Here is a 16,291-nt window from a genome sequence, read left to right on the forward strand (position 1 = left end):
AGGACTGGTCCATGAACGACATGACCGAATTGCCGGAAGAACTGGATCTGAAGCTGATCCTGCAAACCTTGATGGCATTGAAAAAAGGCGATTTCTCGGCGCGCATGCCGTCCGACTGGACCGGCGTATCCGGCAAGATCGCCGATACGCTGAACGACATCATCGAAACCAACGAGCGGATCGTCAAGTCGGTCACCGAAGTGTCGCGCGTGGTGGGCCGCGAGGGCCGGCTGACGCAGCGCGCGCCGGTCACCAACGTGTCCGGCGGCTGGGCCACCATCATCAGCGCGGTCAACACGCTGATCGACGACCTGGTGCGCCCTACCACCGAGATGGCGCGCGTGATCGGCGCCGTGGCCAAGGGCGACCTGTCGCAGACCATGGCGCTGGAAGTGGACGGGCACCCGCTGAAGGGCCAGTACCTGCGCGCCGCCACCACCGCCAACACGATGGTGGAACAGCTGCTGTCGTTCTCCTCCGAGGTGACGCGCGTGGCGCGCGAAGTCGGCACGGAAGGCAAGCTGGGTGGCCAGGCGCAGGTGAAAGGCGTGGCCGGTACCTGGAAGGACCTGACCGATTCGGTGAACTCGATGGCGGGCAACCTGACTTCCCAGGTGCGCAACATTGCCGAAGTGACCACCGCGGTGGCGAACGGCGACCTGTCCAAGAAGATCACGGTGGACGTGCGCGGCGAGATCCTGCAGCTGAAGGACACCATCAACGTGATGGTGGACCAGCTGCGTTCCTTCGCCTCCGAAGTGACCCGGGTGGCGCGCGAGGTGGGGACGGAAGGAAAACTGGGCGGACAGGCCTACGTGCCCGGCGTGGGCGGCACGTGGAAGGACTTGACCGACAACGTGAACTTCATGGCCTCGAACCTGACGGGCCAGGTGCGCAACATCGCGGCGGTGACCACCGCCGTGGCGAACGGCGACCTGTCCAAGAAGATCACGGTGGACGTGAAGGGCGAGATCCTGGAACTGAAGAACACCATCAACGTGATGGTGGACCAGTTGTCCTCGTTCGCTTCCGAAGTGACGCGCGTGGCGCGCGAAGTCGGCACGGAAGGCAAGCTGGGTGGCCAGGCGCAAGTGAAAGGCGTGGCCGGCACGTGGAAGGACTTGACCGACTCGGTGAACTCGATGGCGGGCAACCTGACCGGCCAGGTGAGGAACATCGCCGACGTGACCACCGCCGTGGCGAACGGCGACCTGTCGAAGAAGATCACGGTGGACGTGAAGGGCGAGATCCTGGAACTGAAGAACACCATCAACGTGATGGTCGACCAGCTGAACTCCTTTGCATCGGAAGTAACGCGGGTGGCCCGCGAAGTGGGCACCGAAGGCAAGCTCGGTGGACAGGCCAACGTGCCCGGCGTGGCCGGCACGTGGAAGGACCTGACCGAAAACGTCAACCAGCTGGCCGGCAACCTGACGGGCCAGGTGAGGAACATCGCCGAGGTGACCACCGCCGTGGCTAACGGCGACCTGTCGAAGAAGATCACGGTGGACGTGAAGGGCGAGATCCTGGAACTGAAGAACACCATCAACGTGATGGTGGACCAGCTGTCCTCGTTCGCTTCCGAAGTGACGCGCGTGGCCCGCGAGGTGGGGACGGAAGGAAAACTCGGCGGACAGGCCTACGTGCCCGGCGTGGGCGGCACGTGGAAAGACCTGACCGACAACGTGAACTTCATGGCGTCGAACCTGACCGGCCAGGTGCGCAACATCGCCGCGGTGACCACGGCCGTGGCACGGGGCGACCTGTCGAAGAAGATCACGGTGGACGTGAAGGGCGAGATCCTGGAACTGAAGGACACCATCAACGTGATGGTCGACCAGCTGTCCTCGTTCGCCTCGGAAGTGACGCGGGTGGCCCGCGAGGTCGGTACCGAAGGCAAGCTGGGCGGACAGGCCAACGTGCCCGGCGTGGCGGGCACGTGGAAGGACTTGACGGAAAACGTCAACCAGCTGGCGGCCAACCTGACCAACCAGATGCGCGCGATCGGCGAAGTGGCGACGGCGGTGACGCGCGGCGACCTGTCGCGCTCGATCCAGGTGGAAGCGCGCGGCGAAGTCTCGTACCTGAAGGACAACATCAACGAGATGATCCGCAACCTGAAGGAAACCACGCAGAAGAATGCACAGCAGGACTGGCTGAAGACCAACCTGGCGCGCTTCACCCGGCTCCTGCAGGGCCAGCGCGACCTGCAGGCGGTGACGAAACTGATCCTGTCAGAGCTGGCGCCGCTGGTATCGGCCCACCACGGCGTGTTCTACATGATGGATTCGCAGATGGACGATGCGCGCCTGCGCATGATCGCCAGCTACGGCTACCGTTCCAGCCGCAAGCTGCCCACCTCGTTCCTGCCGGGCGAAGGCCTGGTGGGCCAGTGCGCCCTGGAGAAGGTGCGCATCTGGCTGACCGACGTGCCGCGCGACTACATCGTGGTGTCCTCGGGCCTGGGTTCGGCGCCGCCGACCAATATCGTGGTGCTGCCGATCCTGTTCGAGCAGCAGGTCAAGGCCGTCATCGAGATCGCCTCGCTGGACCGCTTCACGGAAACCCACCTGTCCTTCCTCGACCAGCTGATGGAATCGATCGGCGTGGTGCTGAACACCATCGAGGCGAACAGCCGTACCGAATCGCTGCTGACGCAGTCGCAGTCGCTGGCGCAGGAACTGCAGCAGACCAACCAGGAACTGGCCGAGAAGGCCCGCCTGCTGTCGGAACAGAACATCGAGGTGGAGCGCAAGAACCGCGAAGTGGAACAGGCCAAGCTGGCGCTGGAGGAAAAGGCCACGCAGCTGGCGCTGTCGTCGAAATACAAGTCCGAGTTCCTGGCCAATATGTCGCACGAGCTGCGCACGCCGCTCAACTCGCTGCTGATCCTGGCCCAGCAGCTGGGCGACAATTCGGAAGGCAACCTGTCGTCGAAGCAGGTGGAATTCGCCAAGACCATCCACGGCTCGGGCTCCGACCTGCTCACGCTGATCAACGACATCCTCGACCTTTCAAAGATCGAATCGGGCACCGTCACGCTGGACGTCTCGGAATACCGCTTCGGCAACCTGCGCAACTACGTGGACCGCACCTTCCGCCACATGGCCGAAGCCAAGCACCTGGGCTTCACGGTGGCGCTGCGCGACAACCTGCCCGCCTCGCTGATGACGGACACCACGCGCCTGCAGCAGGTGCTGAAGAACCTGCTGTCGAACGCCTTCAAGTTCACCTCGCACGGCCAGGTCTCGCTCGACATCGGCCTGGTCGACCATGGCTGGAGCCCGGACAATCCGAACCTGGCCAACGCCGACGCGGTGCTGGCCTTCTCGGTGCGCGACACGGGCGTGGGCATCGCCTCGGACAAGCTGCAGCTGATCTTCGAGGCGTTCCAGCAGGCCGACGGTTCCACCGCCCGGAAATATGGCGGCACGGGCCTGGGCCTGTCGATCTCGCGCGAGCTGGCGCGCCTGCTGGGCGGCGAGATCCGCGTCGAATCGACGGTGGGCAGCGGCTCCACCTTCACGCTGTACCTGCCGTACAACCGCGCCGGCTTCGTCACCATCGACCAGCCCCGCCCCGCCACCCAGCGCACCCTGCCGCTGCCGCCGAAAGTGATCTACACGCTGCCGGCCGCCGAATCGGCCGGGGAAGCGGCCAACCCGGCGGCATTGGCGGACAGCGATGCGGACAGCGAGGTCTATGGCACCACGCTGGATGACCGCGGCCTGACGGCGCCGGGCGATCCGTCGGTGCTGATCATCGAGGACGACGAGCGCTTCGCCAAGATCGTGCTGGATTTCGCCCGCGAAAAGAATTTCAAGGGCATCGTCACCGCGCGCGGCGACTCGGCCCTGTCGCTGGCGCGCGATTACGCGCCCTCGGCGATCCTGCTCGACCTGGACCTGCCGGACATCGATGGCTTCACCGTGCTGGACCGGCTCAAGCGCGATCCCGGAACCCGGCACATCCCGGTGCACGTGATGTCGGCGTCGCGCGAGCGGGAACGGGCGCTGCGCTCCGGCGCGATCTCGTTCATGAACAAGCCGGTCAGCAAGGAAGCGCTGACCGAGCAGTTCGCGCGCATCCAGAAGTTCCTGCTGGGCGGCAAGCGCAGCCTGCTGGTCGTCGATGACGAAGCAGGCCAGCGCGATGCCATCGTCACCCTGATCGGCGCCACCGATGTCGACATCGCCGCCGTCGGCACCGGCGAGGAAGCGCTGGCGGCGCTGCGCACCAGCCACTTCGACTGCATGGTGCTGGACCTGACCCTGCCCGACATTTCCGGCTTCGACCTGCTCGACATCATCGGCAAGGACCTCACCTTGCGCGACCTGCCGGTGGTGATCAATACGGCGAAGGACCTGAATCGCCGCGAGGTCGCCAAGCTGAAGCGCTATGCCAAGACCATCGTGATCAAGGACGCCCGCTCGCCCGAACGGCTGCTGGACGAGACGGCCCTGTTCCTGCACCGGTCGCAGGCAAGCCTGCCGGAACCGCAGCGCCGCATGCTCGAACAGGTGCACGCGCTCGACTCCGGACTGGCCGGGCGCAAGGTGCTGATCGTCGACGATGACCTGCGCAATATCTTCGCGCTGTCCTCGCTGCTGGAACGCGAGCAGATGCAGGTGTCGTTCGCCGAGAACGGCCGCGACGGCATCGAAGTGCTGGAACGCGACCCCACCATCGAGATCGTGCTGATGGATATCATGATGCCGGAGATGGATGGCTACGACACGATGCGGGCCATCCGCCGCATCCCGAAATTCAAGTCGCTGCCGATCATCACGCTGACCGCGAAGGCCATGAAGGGCGACCGCGACAAGTGCATCGCCGCCGGCGCTTCCGACTACATCACCAAGCCGGTGGACGTGGCCCAGCTGCTGTCGCTGATGCGCGTCTGGCTGCATTGATGGTGACGTCGATGGCCCGGCCGGCGGGTGGGCCGGCGGACGTGCCGCCCGATGCGTCGATCGGTGCACCGATGGGTACGCAAACGGCTACGCAACCGGGAACGCGGGAGAGTACGCCAGATCCGCGGTTCGAGGAACGCCGCCACGTCCCGGACCCGGAAGTGGAAACACTCGAACTGTCGCTGCTGCTGGAAGCGGTGGCGCAGCGCTACGGCTTCGACTTTCGCAGCCACGAGCGGAGCGCGGTCAAGCGCAAGCTGCACGGCCTGATGGCGCGCCGCGGCCTGCGCACGATCTCGCAGCTGCAGGACCGCGTGCTGCACGATGCGGCGGCGGCGAGCGCGCTGCTGCGCGCGCTCGGCGTGGCGCCCGCATCGATGTTCGACGATCCGGACGAGGCGGCCCAGCTGCTTGCCGTGGCCGAACAATGCCTGCCCGGCGCGCCGCTGCCCAAGGTGTGGCTGGCCGATTGCGCCGGCGCCGAGCAGGCCTGGACGGCGGCGGTGCTGCTGGCCGAGCGCCAGCTGCTGTGGCGCACCGAGATCTACGCGACGGTGCCCAGCGACGACTTGCTGGAAGAAGCGCTGGGCGCATCGATCCCGCTGGACAGGATGGGCGACTACCAGCGCAGCTACGAGCGGGCTGGCGGCAGCGGCCGGCTGTCGGAGTATTTTCACCTCGAGGCGGGGCGGATGGTCCCGGTACCGCAGCTGAAAAGCCGCATCACGTGGGCCCAGTACAACCTCGTCACCGATGCCTCGTTCAACGAATTCCAGCTGATCGTGTGCCGCCGTGCCCTGCCCGACTTCGGTCCCCTGCTGCGGCGGCGCGTACTGCACCTGTTCCACGACAGCCTGGCCGTGCTGGGCGTGCTGGGCATCGACCGCGAACTCGACGACGGGGACCGGGCGGCCGGCAATTATTGCCAGGTGATTGCCGGGCAATCCTGGTATAAGCGACTTGCCTGAGGCGACTTGCCTGAGGCGGCTTGCCTGAGGCGGCAGTGCCGACGCAGTGTCCGATGCAGTGCCCCGTCGCGCGCGGGAATGCATCCAGCGTGAATATGCGGCGTTGAAGCTAAAGCCGCCAAGTTAAGCGTAACCCTACACGTTGGAAGCGCATGCATTCACCCCAACGGCGAAGGGCTGGGGTCAGGAGGTAGTGTTGGCATGCATGCCAACACCGTTGCGCAGGCGCGAAGCATGCTTCGCGAAACCCCTGCTTCACCCCGCCGGGGCGTAGTCGGGGTTTCAAGGAGCATCGCTCCTTGCCGACGTAGCGATACTGGCCTGCAAGCCAGTATTCCTCCCTGACCCCGGTATTTGCACTTGGGGTGGCTTATCTTGGCGGCATTGGCACCCGAGGCATTGTAACGGCCCGCACAGGCAAAAAAAAACCGGCCGCAATCTGAGGAGGGGACCGGTTAAAACGCTTTCTATCGAGAGCGCGGGGATTGACTGGTGCTTGCCGGTTGAATATCCAGTGTTAAAAAAACAATCATGGATAAATATCTGCGGCCGCGAAAATCGTGCCGGATTGAGGAATCCGGCAACCTGCCGCGCAACAGCAATTGCGCGGTATGGGTACACTTTGCCATCGAACCCGGGTATCAGGCTTAGGAGTTGATTAAGGTTATTCTGTCAACCCCGGTACCATGCCAGTTGCCGATTTAGTACGGGTTTCTACGTAAATGTCGGCGTTACGCAACAATAAAAACCTCAAGTGAAGGATGTTTATTTAAGTTTCCTTACAGCATGCCGATAATGTGAAATCACCGGATTTACCGCGGTCGCCGATTTTCACTCAACAGCCTTTTACATGAAAAACACCACTTTCAATATTCGCAACTGGAGCGTCGGCTCGCGCATCACGGCGATGACGTTCGCCCTGCTGGCATTCACGCTGGCGACCCTGATCCTCCTCATCAGCGTCAGCAACAGCCGGATGCTCGAGGCGCGCTCCATCGCCAGCGTGCAGCAGGAACTGGCCGGGGTGAAGAATATGGTGGAACTGTTCAATACCGCGGTCACCAGTGAAGTCAACGCGTTCGCCAGGGTGCTGGCCACGGAGTTCGACGGCGAGTTCTCGCTCGATCCGGCCACCACGATCGACGTCGGCGGCCGCGCCACGCCGGCGCTGAAGATCGGCGACACCGTACTGAACAACGACTTCACGATTCCGGACCGCTTCACCGCCTCCACCGGTGGCGGCGCGACGATCTTCGTGGCGAGCGGCGACGATTTCGTGCGGGTCTCGACCACCACGAAAAAGGAAGACGGCAGCCGCGCGGTCGGCACGATCCTCGATCACAAGCATCCCGGCTACGCGGTGCTGCGCAGCGGCCAGAGCTACGTCGGCCAGGCCACGCTGTTCGGCAAGCAGTTCATCACCCGCTACGATCCGGTGCGCGACGCCGGCGGCAAGGTGGTGGGCGTGCTGTACGTCGGCGTCGACGTCTCGAAGGAAATGACCACGCTGAAGGAGCGCATCAAATCGATCAAGGTGGGCACCACCGGTTACTTCTACGTGCTCGATTCCACGCCGGGCCCCAACCTCGGCAAGCTGATCGTCCATCCGAAACGGGAAGGCGACGTGATCCTCGATTCGAAGGATTCCGATGGCCGGACGTTCATCCGCGAAATCATGGAAAAGAAGGAAGGCGTGATCACCTATCCGTGGCTGAATCCGGACGAGACGTCGCCGCGCGACAAGATCGTCGCCTATGCGCCGTTCAAGGAGTGGAACTGGGTCATCGCCGGCGGCGCCTATCGCGAGGAAATCACCGCCGAGGCGACGCGCCTGCGCAACTGGTATATCGCCGCCGGCCTGGTCGCACTGTCCGGCTTCTCCCTGATCATGTTTTTTGGCGTGCGCAGCTACATCACGCGCCCGCTGCGCGAAGTCGAACAGGCCGCCGCGCAGATCGCGGCCGGCGACCTGACCGTGCAGCTGACCGTCGATGGCAAGGATGAAATCGCCGGCCTGACGCGGGCGATGAACAGCATCAGCGCCAACCTGTCGGCGGTGGTGGGCCAGGTGCGCAGCGGCGCCGACCAGATCGCGCTGGCATCCGGCGAGATCTCCAGCGGCAACCAGGACCTGTCGTCGCGCACCGAGCAGCAGGCCGGCAACCTGGAAGAAACCGCCAGCTCGATGGAAGAACTGACGGCGACCGTGAAGCAGAACGCGGAAAACGCGCGCCAGGCCAACCAGCTGGCGCAAAGCGCGTCGGACGTGGCCGCGCGCGGCGGCGCGGTGGTGTCGCAGGTGGTCACCACCATGGGCTCGATCGACGCTTCGGCGCGCAAGATCGTCGACATCATCGGCGTGATCGACGGCATCGCCTTCCAGACCAATATCCTGGCGCTGAACGCCGCGGTGGAAGCGGCGCGGGCCGGTGAACAGGGCCGCGGCTTCGCCGTCGTGGCGGGCGAAGTGCGTACGCTGGCCCAGCGCAGCGCGGCGGCAGCGCATGAAATCAAGGGCCTGATCGGCAATTCGGTAGGCCAGGTGGAAGCCGGCAGCAAGCTGGTCGAACAGGCCGGCGCCACCATGCAGGAAGTGGTCGACAGCGTACGCCGCGTCACCGACATCATGGCCGAGATCCGCACCGCCAGCGATGAACAGTCGGCCGGCATCGAGCAGGTCAACACCGCGATCACGCACATGGACCAGGTGACGCAGCAGAATGCGGCGCTGGTCGAGGAAGCCGCCGCGGCCGCCGCGGCGATGCAGGAAGAAGCCGCCGGCCTGGCGCAAGTGGTGCGCCAGTTCAAGCTCGATGAATCGCAGGCCCGCGGGCAGGCAAAAAAAACCCGCGCCGGTAGCGCGGGTGAAGGAATTCAAATCGGGAGAGATTTGAAAGAGCGCGGTTATCTTCTCACGTCGAAATGACATGGCAATGACATGGCGATGCCCGGCAGGCCAGCGATAGCCATCGGCACCCCCGGTGCCCGTGCCCGCCGGCGGCATGCCGGCGGCGCCGCCGTGCTGGCGGCGTGCCTGCTGCTGGCCGCCTGCGCCGTTCCCGAGGCGCCGCCTGTCCCTCCCGCTCCCTCCCCTTCCCCAGCAAGCTCGCTTGCCACCCCCGCGGCCACGCAACCGGCCGATCCGTTCGCCGCACTGCTGGCCGGCCACGCCGCCGGTCCGGTGCTGCGCATCGCCGACGACGCGCTGATCGCGGTCACCGTGCGCCGCGGCGGTGCGCTGGCCCGGCTGGGCCACGACCACGTGGTGGCGGCGCGGCGCATCGATGGCCGCGTCGCCCCGGCGGCCGGCCTGGCCGTGCTGCGCTTCCGGCTCGACGAGATGACGGTGGACGAAGCGGCGCTGCGCCAGGAAGCGGGGCTGGCCACGCAGCCTTCGGCCGATGCGATCGCCGGCACCCGCGTCAACATGCTGGCCAGGGTGCTCGATGCCGAACGCCATCCCTACGTGGAAGTGCGTGCGCAACGGTCCGGCGAGGCGGCTCCCCTGCAGGCCGACGTCACGCTGCACGGCGTGACCCGCCGCTACCCCGTGGCCGCGTCGATCGAGGCCACGCCGCAAGGCTTGACGGCACGCGGCACGCTGGTGCTCAGGCAGACCGATTTCGGCATCACGCCGTTTTCCGTGATGGGCGGCGCGCTGGCCGTGCAGGATGCGCTGGAAATCCGTTTCGTACTGCCCGCTCGCTCCGCGGCGCCGGACGCGGTACGATAGCGTCATGAAATTCAACCAGAACGGCGGCAACCGAGGCAGTGCCGAAGAGCACGAGACGGCGCGCCCCGGCAGCCCCGGCGCCCCGGGGCAAGGCTACTTCGGCAACAATGGTCATGCCGCCACCGCGAACTTCCTGCCCGGTGCCAAACCGGGCACGCGCGCCTGGGTTCGCATGCCGTCGGGCAAGCGCCTCGACCTGCTCGACCCGACCCCGTTCGACTGGGACGACGCCGACCTGGCGCTGGGCCTGGCACGCACCTACCGCTGGGGTGGCCATTCGGCCTGGCCGCTGCCCCTGTCGGTGGCCCAGCATTCGCTCACGGTGCTGCAGCTGCGGCGCAATGGCGCCGGCGCCCCGCTCGACCCGCTGACCGAACTGCGCGAACTGCTGCACGATGCGGAAGAAGGCTTGCTGGGCTTCGACTGCATCTCCGTCCTGAAACCCTTCCTTGGCGAAGCATTCCGCGAATTGACACGGCGGCTGGAACGGGCCGTCTTCCTGCGCTACGGCCTGCCCGCCTGGACGCCGGCGCGCTACCTGGCGCACAAGCGCGCGGACCGCCTGGCTGCCGCAAGCGAGGCCGTGCACGCCGTTGGCTGGTCGCCGGACGAAGTGCGCCGCACGCTGAAGATCCGCGTGCGGCCGCTGGCCGACGATCCGCTGCAGCCGTTGTACGGTGGCACGCCCTGGGAACCCTGGCCGCCCGGGTTGGCAGCGGATCGCTTCCTGCAGGAATTGCAGAGGTTGAAAGAATGCACCGGTTGAGAAAAGTCTGCTAACAGGCAGTTTTTAAAGCCAATTTTTTACTTATCCACTTCAGTTGTGGATAACGATGTGGAAAACAGGGGCTTGACAAGCCGGAGAGCCAGTATTGGCGCGGGTTTCAACAAAATGCCCGTTCTTCAGGCAATTTTTTCGTCTTGTGAAATCAAGCACTTACAGATGGGCTTGGCAGCTGGGCGGCACGCCCGGCGCGACACGAAAAAAAAACCGCTGGCACCGCATTCGGCCTGGAACGCGCAGGCGCGGGCAGAACCTTTGACAAAAGTGCCGTCGAGGAATAGTGTCACCGACAGTATCTTAATGAATGCCGCAGCGAGAACATCATGCAAGTCAACGTGGACGATGCCAGCGAAGGCTGGATGATAGAAGACGACATGCCCGAGCCGCAACCGCAGGTTACCGCCGGGCCGCCGCCATGGAAAGTTTTGATCGTCGACGACGATGTCGACGTGCACGTGGTCACCAAGTTCTCCCTCAGTAATGCCCACTTCATGGGCCGCCGGCTGTCGTTCCTGCATGCGTACAGCGGCGAAGAAGCCCTGGCGGTGCTGCGCAACCATGAGGACGTGGCGCTGGTGCTGCTCGACGTGATCATGGAAACGGCCGACGCGGGCCTGAAGGTGGCGCGGCGCATTCGCGACGAGCTGGGCAATTCGCTGGTGCGCGTGGTGCTGCGCACCGGGCAGCCGGGCCAGGCGCTTGAGCACAGCATCATCCTCGACTACGACATCAACGATTTCTGGTGCAAGACCGATCTCACCACGCGCAAGCTGTTCACCACCGTGATCGCTTCCCTGCGCGGCTATCACAGCCTGCATGAAGCCCAGCTGCGCATCGCCCGCGCCGAGGCCGCCCTGCGCGCCGTGCAGGAACCCGCGCTGGCGGCGCTGGCCGCCGTGCAGGCCGGGCAAGGCTGGAGCGGCGAACTGCATTTGGGCGAACCCGCGCTGCCGTTGCGGGTCCAGGTCGCTGCCGGTCCGGAACCGGGACAGTTCACGGTAACCGGCCGCATCCCGGTCGACGAGTAAACGTCTCGACGCAGCGTTGGACCGGCATGGAAAAAGCCGCGGAAAAGTCACACGCCAGCGGGGTGGACTGTATAGGCATACAGTAGCGATCTTGCCGGCTTCATCGGGCAACACGCGTGCAAGTCATGGATTCCAGCGCCGTGCTTTGTGCTAAGTCACGGATTATGCAGCGATTTTTCATCTATCCACACAGGTTGGGGATAACTTTGTTGATAAGCCGCCCTTGACAACGCAAACAGCCCGTAATGACGCCATTTTCCTTAAACTGCCCGTTCAAAAGGCAAACGCGGCGCTCAATAAAATCAAGCACTTACGAGCCCATCGGTGAAACCGCTTCAGCCGGTGCAAAAAAGTCTCCACTTATTCTTTCGACCAATTTTTGTGCATAACCCGGCGAGCGGCGGGGCCGTTGGCGGCCGGCCTGGCGCGATGCCGTGGCAGGCACCCGGTCCTCGCGAAGCGCCAGTGTTAGGTGCCTCGCAGTACGCACGGCCGGGCCGCGCTATGCTGCGGCTTCTTTCAAGGAGACCATCATGAGCGAACCCCTGAATCCCGGCGACGAAGCAGCACCTGGCACTCCCGGCAGCGGCGAGGACGTGTGCCCCGCCTGCCACGGCACCGGCAAGCTGGAGGATGGCAAGTCATGCCAGAACTGCGGCGGCAGCGGCGTGATCCAGGAAGGCATCGGCGGCGGCTGAAGCTCGCCTCTGGCGGACCGGCACGGCACCGGCCCGGATGTAACACGCCCGGATGTAACAGGCCCGGGCGCACCACACCGCGTGGACACACGGCAACGGTGCGCGGATAATAGCGCCCCATGACCGATGCCCCGCCCCGCCCCCGCTCCCTGGCCGACCTGTTCATTGCCTTCACCCTGCTGGCCCTGCAGGGCTTTGGCGGCGTGCTGCCCGTGGTGCAGCGCGAGATCGTCGAGCGGCGCCGCTGGATGACGCAGGAAGAATTCATCGAGGAGTGGGCGGTCGCGCAAACGATGCCCGGGCCAAACGTGTGCAACCTGGCGCTCGTCATCGGCAGCCGCTTCTTCGGCCTGCGTGGCGCCGCCGTTGCACTGCTGGGCCTGCTGCTGGTGCCGGCCCTCGTGGTATTGACGCTGGGCTCGGTCTATTCGCACTATGCCGACCAGCCGCGCGTGGCCGGTGCGCTGCGCGGCATGGCCGCGGTGGCGGCCGGCATGGTGGTTGCCATGGGCATCAAGCTGGGCGCCACGCTGCGCAAGCATCCGCTCCCGCTGGCCGTCACGCTGCCGCTGGCGGCGCTGGGCATCATCGGCCTCGCGGTCCTGCGCCTGCCGATGCTGGGCGCCCTGCTGGTACTGGGCGGCACCGGCTGCGTGCTGACCTGGTACAGGCTCAAGCCATGACGCCCGACCTCCCGGCCACGCAACTCCAGATCGTGCTGGCCTGGCACGACTGGCTCGACCTGTTCGCCCACTACCTGGTGATTTCGCTGATGTCGGTGGGCGGCACGATCGCCACCACGGCGGAAATGCACCGCTACCTCGTCGAGCAGCATGGCTGGCTGACGCAGACGCAATTCAACGATTCGATCGCGATCGCCCAGGCGGCGCCCGGGCCGAACGTGCTGTTCGTGGCGCTGATGGGGTGGAACGTGGGCATGAACGCGGGCAGTTACGCCGCTGCGGCATTCGGCGTGATCGTCACCATGGTGGGCGCCCTGCTGCCCTCCAGCGTGCTGATGCTGCTGGCGGCGAACTGGGGCCACCGCAACCGCGAACTGCGCCTGGTGCGCGCCTTCAAGCAGGGCATGGCGCCGCTGGTGATCGCGATGCTGGTATCGACCGGCCTCATCCTGGGTAGCGCCAACGGCAACTTCGCCACCGACTGGCCGCTGTACACGGTGTCGGCGGTGGCCACGCTGCTGATCTGGCGCACCCGCATCCATTTGCTGTGGCTGCTGGCGGCGGGCGCCCTGCTCGGCGCCCTCGGCTTCCTGTAGAGCAGCTTCAGGCGGCGGCCAGCCGGCGGTCGAGCGACCAGCGCCCCGCGCCGGCCAGCGCGATGGTGCCGAACACGATCAGCAGCAGCCAGCCGAACTGGCCCTGTTCGATGCTCCAGTCGGGGTGCACCAGCACCATCGACACGCCGAGCAGGAACAGCACCGGCAGGCAGGCCAGCCGCGTGAACAGCCCGGCGGCGATCAGGAACGGGCACAGCACCTCGGCAAACAGCGCGCACGCCAGCGTGACGCCGCGCCCCAGGTGCAGGGGGTCGTCGATATGCGCCAGTTCCTGCTGCCAGTGCAGCAGCTTCGGCAAGCCATGCACCCACAGCAGCAGCGCGGCACCGGCCAGCCGGGCGAACAGCAGGCCCGCATCCGGCGTGGCGGAACCGATGAAGCGTTTCAGCATCTTCCCCTCCCTGTTCCGTTACCGGTTCTGGTAGCCGCCGTAGAATTTCACGGGGCTCCACTCTGGCAATACGGCCGGCGCGGCCGGCGCGTACTGGCCGAAGGCATCGCCGGCGTAGACCACCTTGCCGTTGACGATCGTCAGCGCCGCTTCCAGGTTGCGGATGCCGTCGACCGGCATGGTGAAGTAATCCTGCGGCAGGATCACCAGGTCGGCATACTGCCCGACCGCCAGCGTGCCCTTGACCTTTTCCTCGCCGCTCATCCACGCGCTGCCGCGCGTCATCAGCCGCAGTGCCTCATGGCGCGACAGGCGGTCCTTGTCTTGCCAGACCTGCAGGCCGCCGGCGGTCTTGCCGGACACGGCCCAGTAGATCGACGGCCACGGGCCATAGCTCGATACCCGCGTGCCGTCCGTGCCCAGGCCCACCGGGATGCCCATCTTCAGCATGGTGCGGATCGGCGGCATCTGGCGGGTTTGCGCGCCGTAGCGCTTCCAGTACGCCTCGCCCTGGAAGTACATGCGGTTCTGCACGGCGATCCCGCCACCGAGCTTCTTCACGCGCGCCAGCTGGGCGTCCGAGATCGTCTCGGCATGGTCGAAGAACCAGCGCAAGCCCTTCAGCCCCAGTTCCCTGTCGACCTTTTCGATGACGGCCAGGTCGCGCTCGATCGATTCGCCGTAGGTGGCATGGATGCGGAATGGCCAGCGGTTCTTCACCAGCAGTTTCAGCACCGCTTCCAGCTCGCCTTCCATGTGCTCCGGCATGTCCGGCCGCGGTTCCAGGAAGTTCTCGAAATCGGCCGCGCTCCACACCAGGTTCTCGCCGCCGCCCTCGGTGTTGTAGCCGTTGGCGTAGAACAGGTGGTCGTTCTTGTCCGGCCGGGTCTGCGTGAGCCAGCGCTGGTAGTCTTCCAGCTCCTTGCCGGGCTTCTGGGCGAACAGGTAGTAGGAGGTGCGCACCGTCAGCTTGCCATCCTTGGCCAGCTCCAGGCTGACGGCATAGTCGTCCGGGTAGGCCTGGCCGCCGCCGCCCGCGTCGATCGCGCTGGTGACGCCGAGGCGGTTCAGTTCGCGGTAGTACTGCAGCGTGGAATTGACCTGCTGGTCGCGCGGCAGCATGCCCGTCTTCGCCAGCGTGGAATACAGGATCAGCGCATTCGGCTTGGCGACCAGCAGGCCGGTCGGCTTGCCGTCCGCGCCCAGTTCGACGACGCCTTCCTTGTACTGCGTTTTCTCGTCGTAGCCGAGGACCTGGATGCCCTTCTGGTTCAGGAAGCCCAGGCCGTACAGGTACAGCAGGAAGACCGGCTTGTCCGGCACCGCCTCGTTGATTTCGGCCAGCGTGGGCAGGCGCTTTTCCTCGAACTGGTATTCGTTCCAGCCGCCGACCACCTTGATCCACTGGCCATCGGGCGTGCGCGCAGCCTGCTCCTTGAGCATCTCCAGCGCGCGCCTGAGCGACGTGACGCCATCCCAGCGCAGCTCGGCGTTGTAGTTCAGGCCTTCGCGGATGATGTGCAGGTGGGAGTCGTTCAGGCCGGGAATCACGGTCCGGCCGCCCGCGTCGATCACGCGCGTGGCGGCGGTCTTCTTCTTCAGCACCTGGGCATTGCTGCCCACCGCCGAGATCTTGCCATTGTCGATCGCCACGGCCTGGACGAACTGGCCTTCCTTGACCATCGTCGCCACCTTGGCGTTGGTGACGATCAGGTCGGTTGCCATGGATGTGTTGGTCCCTGCCGCCGCGATGGCGGCAGCGAGCATCAGTCGCTTCATGCTTTTTTCCTCGTTGAGACTGCAAAAATCTGCCGGGCGACCGCTGCCCGCTTTGCCCTGCGTGGCGGTTATTCCTTGATGGCTTCCACGGCCAGGGTCAGCGTGACTTCATCGCTGACGTTCGGTGCGTACTTGCCGGCGTTGAACTCGGAACGCTTGATGGTGGCGGTGGCATTCGCGCCGCACGCATCCTTCTTCGCCATCGGGTGCGGCTGGCACTTGAACGACGTGACCTTCAGGTTCACCGGCTTGGTGATGCCCTTGATCGTCAGGTTGCCATCCACCGAGGCCAGCGCATCGCCGCTGAAGTTGAACCTGGTCGACTTGAACGTGATGGTGGGGAATTTCTCCACGTCGAAGAAATCGGCGCCCTTGATATGGCCGTTGAAGGTCTCGTTACCCGTGTTCACCGACTTCGTGTCGATGGTGATTTCCGTCGAACCGGTCTTGGCGGCGCGGTCGATGGTGATCTTGCCCTTGGTCTTGTCGAAGCGGCTTTCCTGCGTCGAGAAACCCAGGTGCGAATACGAGAAGCGCGCAAAGGTGTGGGAATCGTCGATCACATAGGTTTCGGGCGCGGCCAGGGCGGCGGTCGAAAAACCGGCGGCAAGTGCGAGGGCGATCAGTTTTTTCATGGTGGTACTCTCCGGTGGTGAGTCATACAGGTTGTCGATGCGGCATTATGTCCGCGCCCGGG

At 65.1% G+C, this 16,291-nt stretch carries 12 protein-coding genes; 9 read left to right on the forward strand and 3 right to left on the reverse strand.

Annotated elements, in window-relative coordinates; translation table 11 throughout:
• Positions 1 to 11: 11 nt before the first annotated feature.
• The 9 genes from OU994_RS21575 to OU994_RS21615 all read left to right on the forward strand — a co-directional run bounded on the left by OU994_RS21575 (position 12) and on the right by OU994_RS21615 (position 13,403).
• On the forward strand, positions 12 to 4,913 hold the full coding sequence (locus OU994_RS21575) for a HAMP domain-containing protein (RefSeq protein ID WP_281607592.1): 4,902 nt from the start codon (positions 12 to 14) through the stop codon (positions 4,911 to 4,913).
• Entirely contained in the window at positions 4,913 to 5,881 is a 969-nt protein-coding gene (locus OU994_RS21580) for a CheR family methyltransferase (protein WP_281607593.1), read from the forward strand. Before OU994_RS21575 ends, OU994_RS21580 begins: the two co-directional genes overlap by 1 nt.
• Positions 5,882 to 6,731: 850 nt before the next feature.
• Positions 6,732 to 8,807 (forward strand): methyl-accepting chemotaxis protein, encoded by a 2,076-nt coding sequence (locus tag OU994_RS21585; protein ID WP_281607594.1) that lies wholly within the window; start codon positions 6,732 to 6,734, stop codon positions 8,805 to 8,807.
• Positions 8,808 to 8,825: 18 nt separating this feature from the next.
• Positions 8,826 to 9,614 carry a YceI family protein gene (locus OU994_RS21590; RefSeq protein WP_281607595.1) on the forward strand — a complete coding sequence of 263 codons (789 nt, stop codon included), beginning with the start codon at positions 8,826 to 8,828 and terminating at the stop codon, positions 9,612 to 9,614.
• Positions 9,615 to 9,786: 172 nt separating this feature from the next.
• The gene (locus tag OU994_RS21595; RefSeq protein WP_281611686.1) at positions 9,787 to 10,380 is read left to right on the forward strand and encodes a phosphohydrolase; all 594 of its coding nucleotides are present in this window, start codon (positions 9,787 to 9,789) and stop codon (positions 10,378 to 10,380) included.
• A 341-nt stretch (positions 10,381 to 10,721) separates the two neighbouring features.
• Positions 10,722 to 11,426, forward strand: coding sequence for a response regulator (locus OU994_RS21600; protein ID WP_281607596.1), 705 nt, complete (start codon positions 10,722 to 10,724; stop codon positions 11,424 to 11,426).
• A gap of 533 nt (positions 11,427 to 11,959) precedes the next feature.
• Entirely contained in the window at positions 11,960 to 12,124 is a 165-nt protein-coding gene (locus OU994_RS21605; RefSeq protein ID WP_165497600.1) for a hypothetical protein, read from the forward strand.
• Positions 12,125 to 12,243: 119 nt separating this feature from the next.
• A complete protein-coding gene (locus OU994_RS21610; RefSeq protein ID WP_281607597.1) occupies positions 12,244 to 12,807 on the forward strand; it encodes a chromate transporter in 564 nt (187 codons plus the stop codon).
• Positions 12,804 to 13,403 carry a chromate transporter gene (locus tag OU994_RS21615; protein WP_281607598.1) on the forward strand — a complete coding sequence of 200 codons (600 nt, stop codon included), beginning with the start codon at positions 12,804 to 12,806 and terminating at the stop codon, positions 13,401 to 13,403. Before OU994_RS21610 ends, OU994_RS21615 begins: the two co-directional genes overlap by 4 nt.
• 7 nt (positions 13,404 to 13,410) lie before the next feature.
• Here OU994_RS21615 and OU994_RS21620 read toward each other — a convergent pair whose 3' ends face one another.
• From OU994_RS21620 to OU994_RS21630, 3 genes are all read right to left on the reverse strand, one after another.
• Positions 13,411 to 13,815: a DoxX family protein gene (locus tag OU994_RS21620; RefSeq protein ID WP_281607599.1), complete on the reverse strand. Its 405-nt coding sequence runs from the start codon at positions 13,813 to 13,815 to the stop codon at positions 13,411 to 13,413.
• An 18-nt stretch (positions 13,816 to 13,833) separates the two neighbouring features.
• Entirely contained in the window at positions 13,834 to 15,594 is a 1,761-nt protein-coding gene (locus tag OU994_RS21625; protein WP_281607600.1) for an amidohydrolase, read from the reverse strand.
• A 68-nt stretch (positions 15,595 to 15,662) separates the two neighbouring features.
• Positions 15,663 to 16,229, reverse strand: coding sequence for a YceI family protein (locus OU994_RS21630; RefSeq protein ID WP_131145140.1), 567 nt, complete (start codon positions 16,227 to 16,229; stop codon positions 15,663 to 15,665).
• Between the last annotated feature and the right edge of the window lie 62 nt (positions 16,230 to 16,291).

Source organism: Pseudoduganella sp. SL102 (assembly GCF_027856995.1).
In the GTDB taxonomy this organism is placed as follows: Bacteria; Pseudomonadota; Gammaproteobacteria; order Burkholderiales; family Burkholderiaceae_D; genus Rugamonas; species Rugamonas albidiflava.

Excerpts from the sequence above, each read along its gene's own strand:
- OU994_RS21580 (WP_281607593.1), top strand. The coding sequence starts at position 4,913 with ATGGTGACGTCGATGGCCCGGCCGGCGGGTGGGCCGGCGGACGTGCCG.
- OU994_RS21615 (WP_281607598.1), top strand. The coding sequence starts at position 12,804 with ATGACGCCCGACCTCCCGGCCACGCAACTCCAGATCGTGCTGGCCTGG.
- OU994_RS21600 (WP_281607596.1), top strand. The coding sequence starts at position 10,722 with ATGCAAGTCAACGTGGACGATGCCAGCGAAGGCTGGATGATAGAAGAC.
- OU994_RS21585 (WP_281607594.1), top strand. The coding sequence starts at position 6,732 with ATGAAAAACACCACTTTCAATATTCGCAACTGGAGCGTCGGCTCGCGC.
- OU994_RS21620 (WP_281607599.1), bottom strand. The coding sequence starts at position 13,815 with ATGCTGAAACGCTTCATCGGTTCCGCCACGCCGGATGCGGGCCTGCTG.
- OU994_RS21595 (WP_281611686.1), top strand. The coding sequence starts at position 9,787 with ATGCCGTCGGGCAAGCGCCTCGACCTGCTCGACCCGACCCCGTTCGAC.
- OU994_RS21590 (WP_281607595.1), top strand. The coding sequence starts at position 8,826 with ATGCCCGGCAGGCCAGCGATAGCCATCGGCACCCCCGGTGCCCGTGCC.
- OU994_RS21610 (WP_281607597.1), top strand. The coding sequence starts at position 12,244 with ATGACCGATGCCCCGCCCCGCCCCCGCTCCCTGGCCGACCTGTTCATT.
- OU994_RS21630 (WP_131145140.1), bottom strand. The coding sequence starts at position 16,229 with ATGAAAAAACTGATCGCCCTCGCACTTGCCGCCGGTTTTTCGACCGCC.
- OU994_RS21625 (WP_281607600.1), bottom strand. The coding sequence starts at position 15,594 with ATGAAGCGACTGATGCTCGCTGCCGCCATCGCGGCGGCAGGGACCAAC.
- OU994_RS21605 (WP_165497600.1), top strand. The coding sequence starts at position 11,960 with ATGAGCGAACCCCTGAATCCCGGCGACGAAGCAGCACCTGGCACTCCC.
- OU994_RS21575 (WP_281607592.1), top strand. The coding sequence starts at position 12 with ATGAACGACATGACCGAATTGCCGGAAGAACTGGATCTGAAGCTGATC.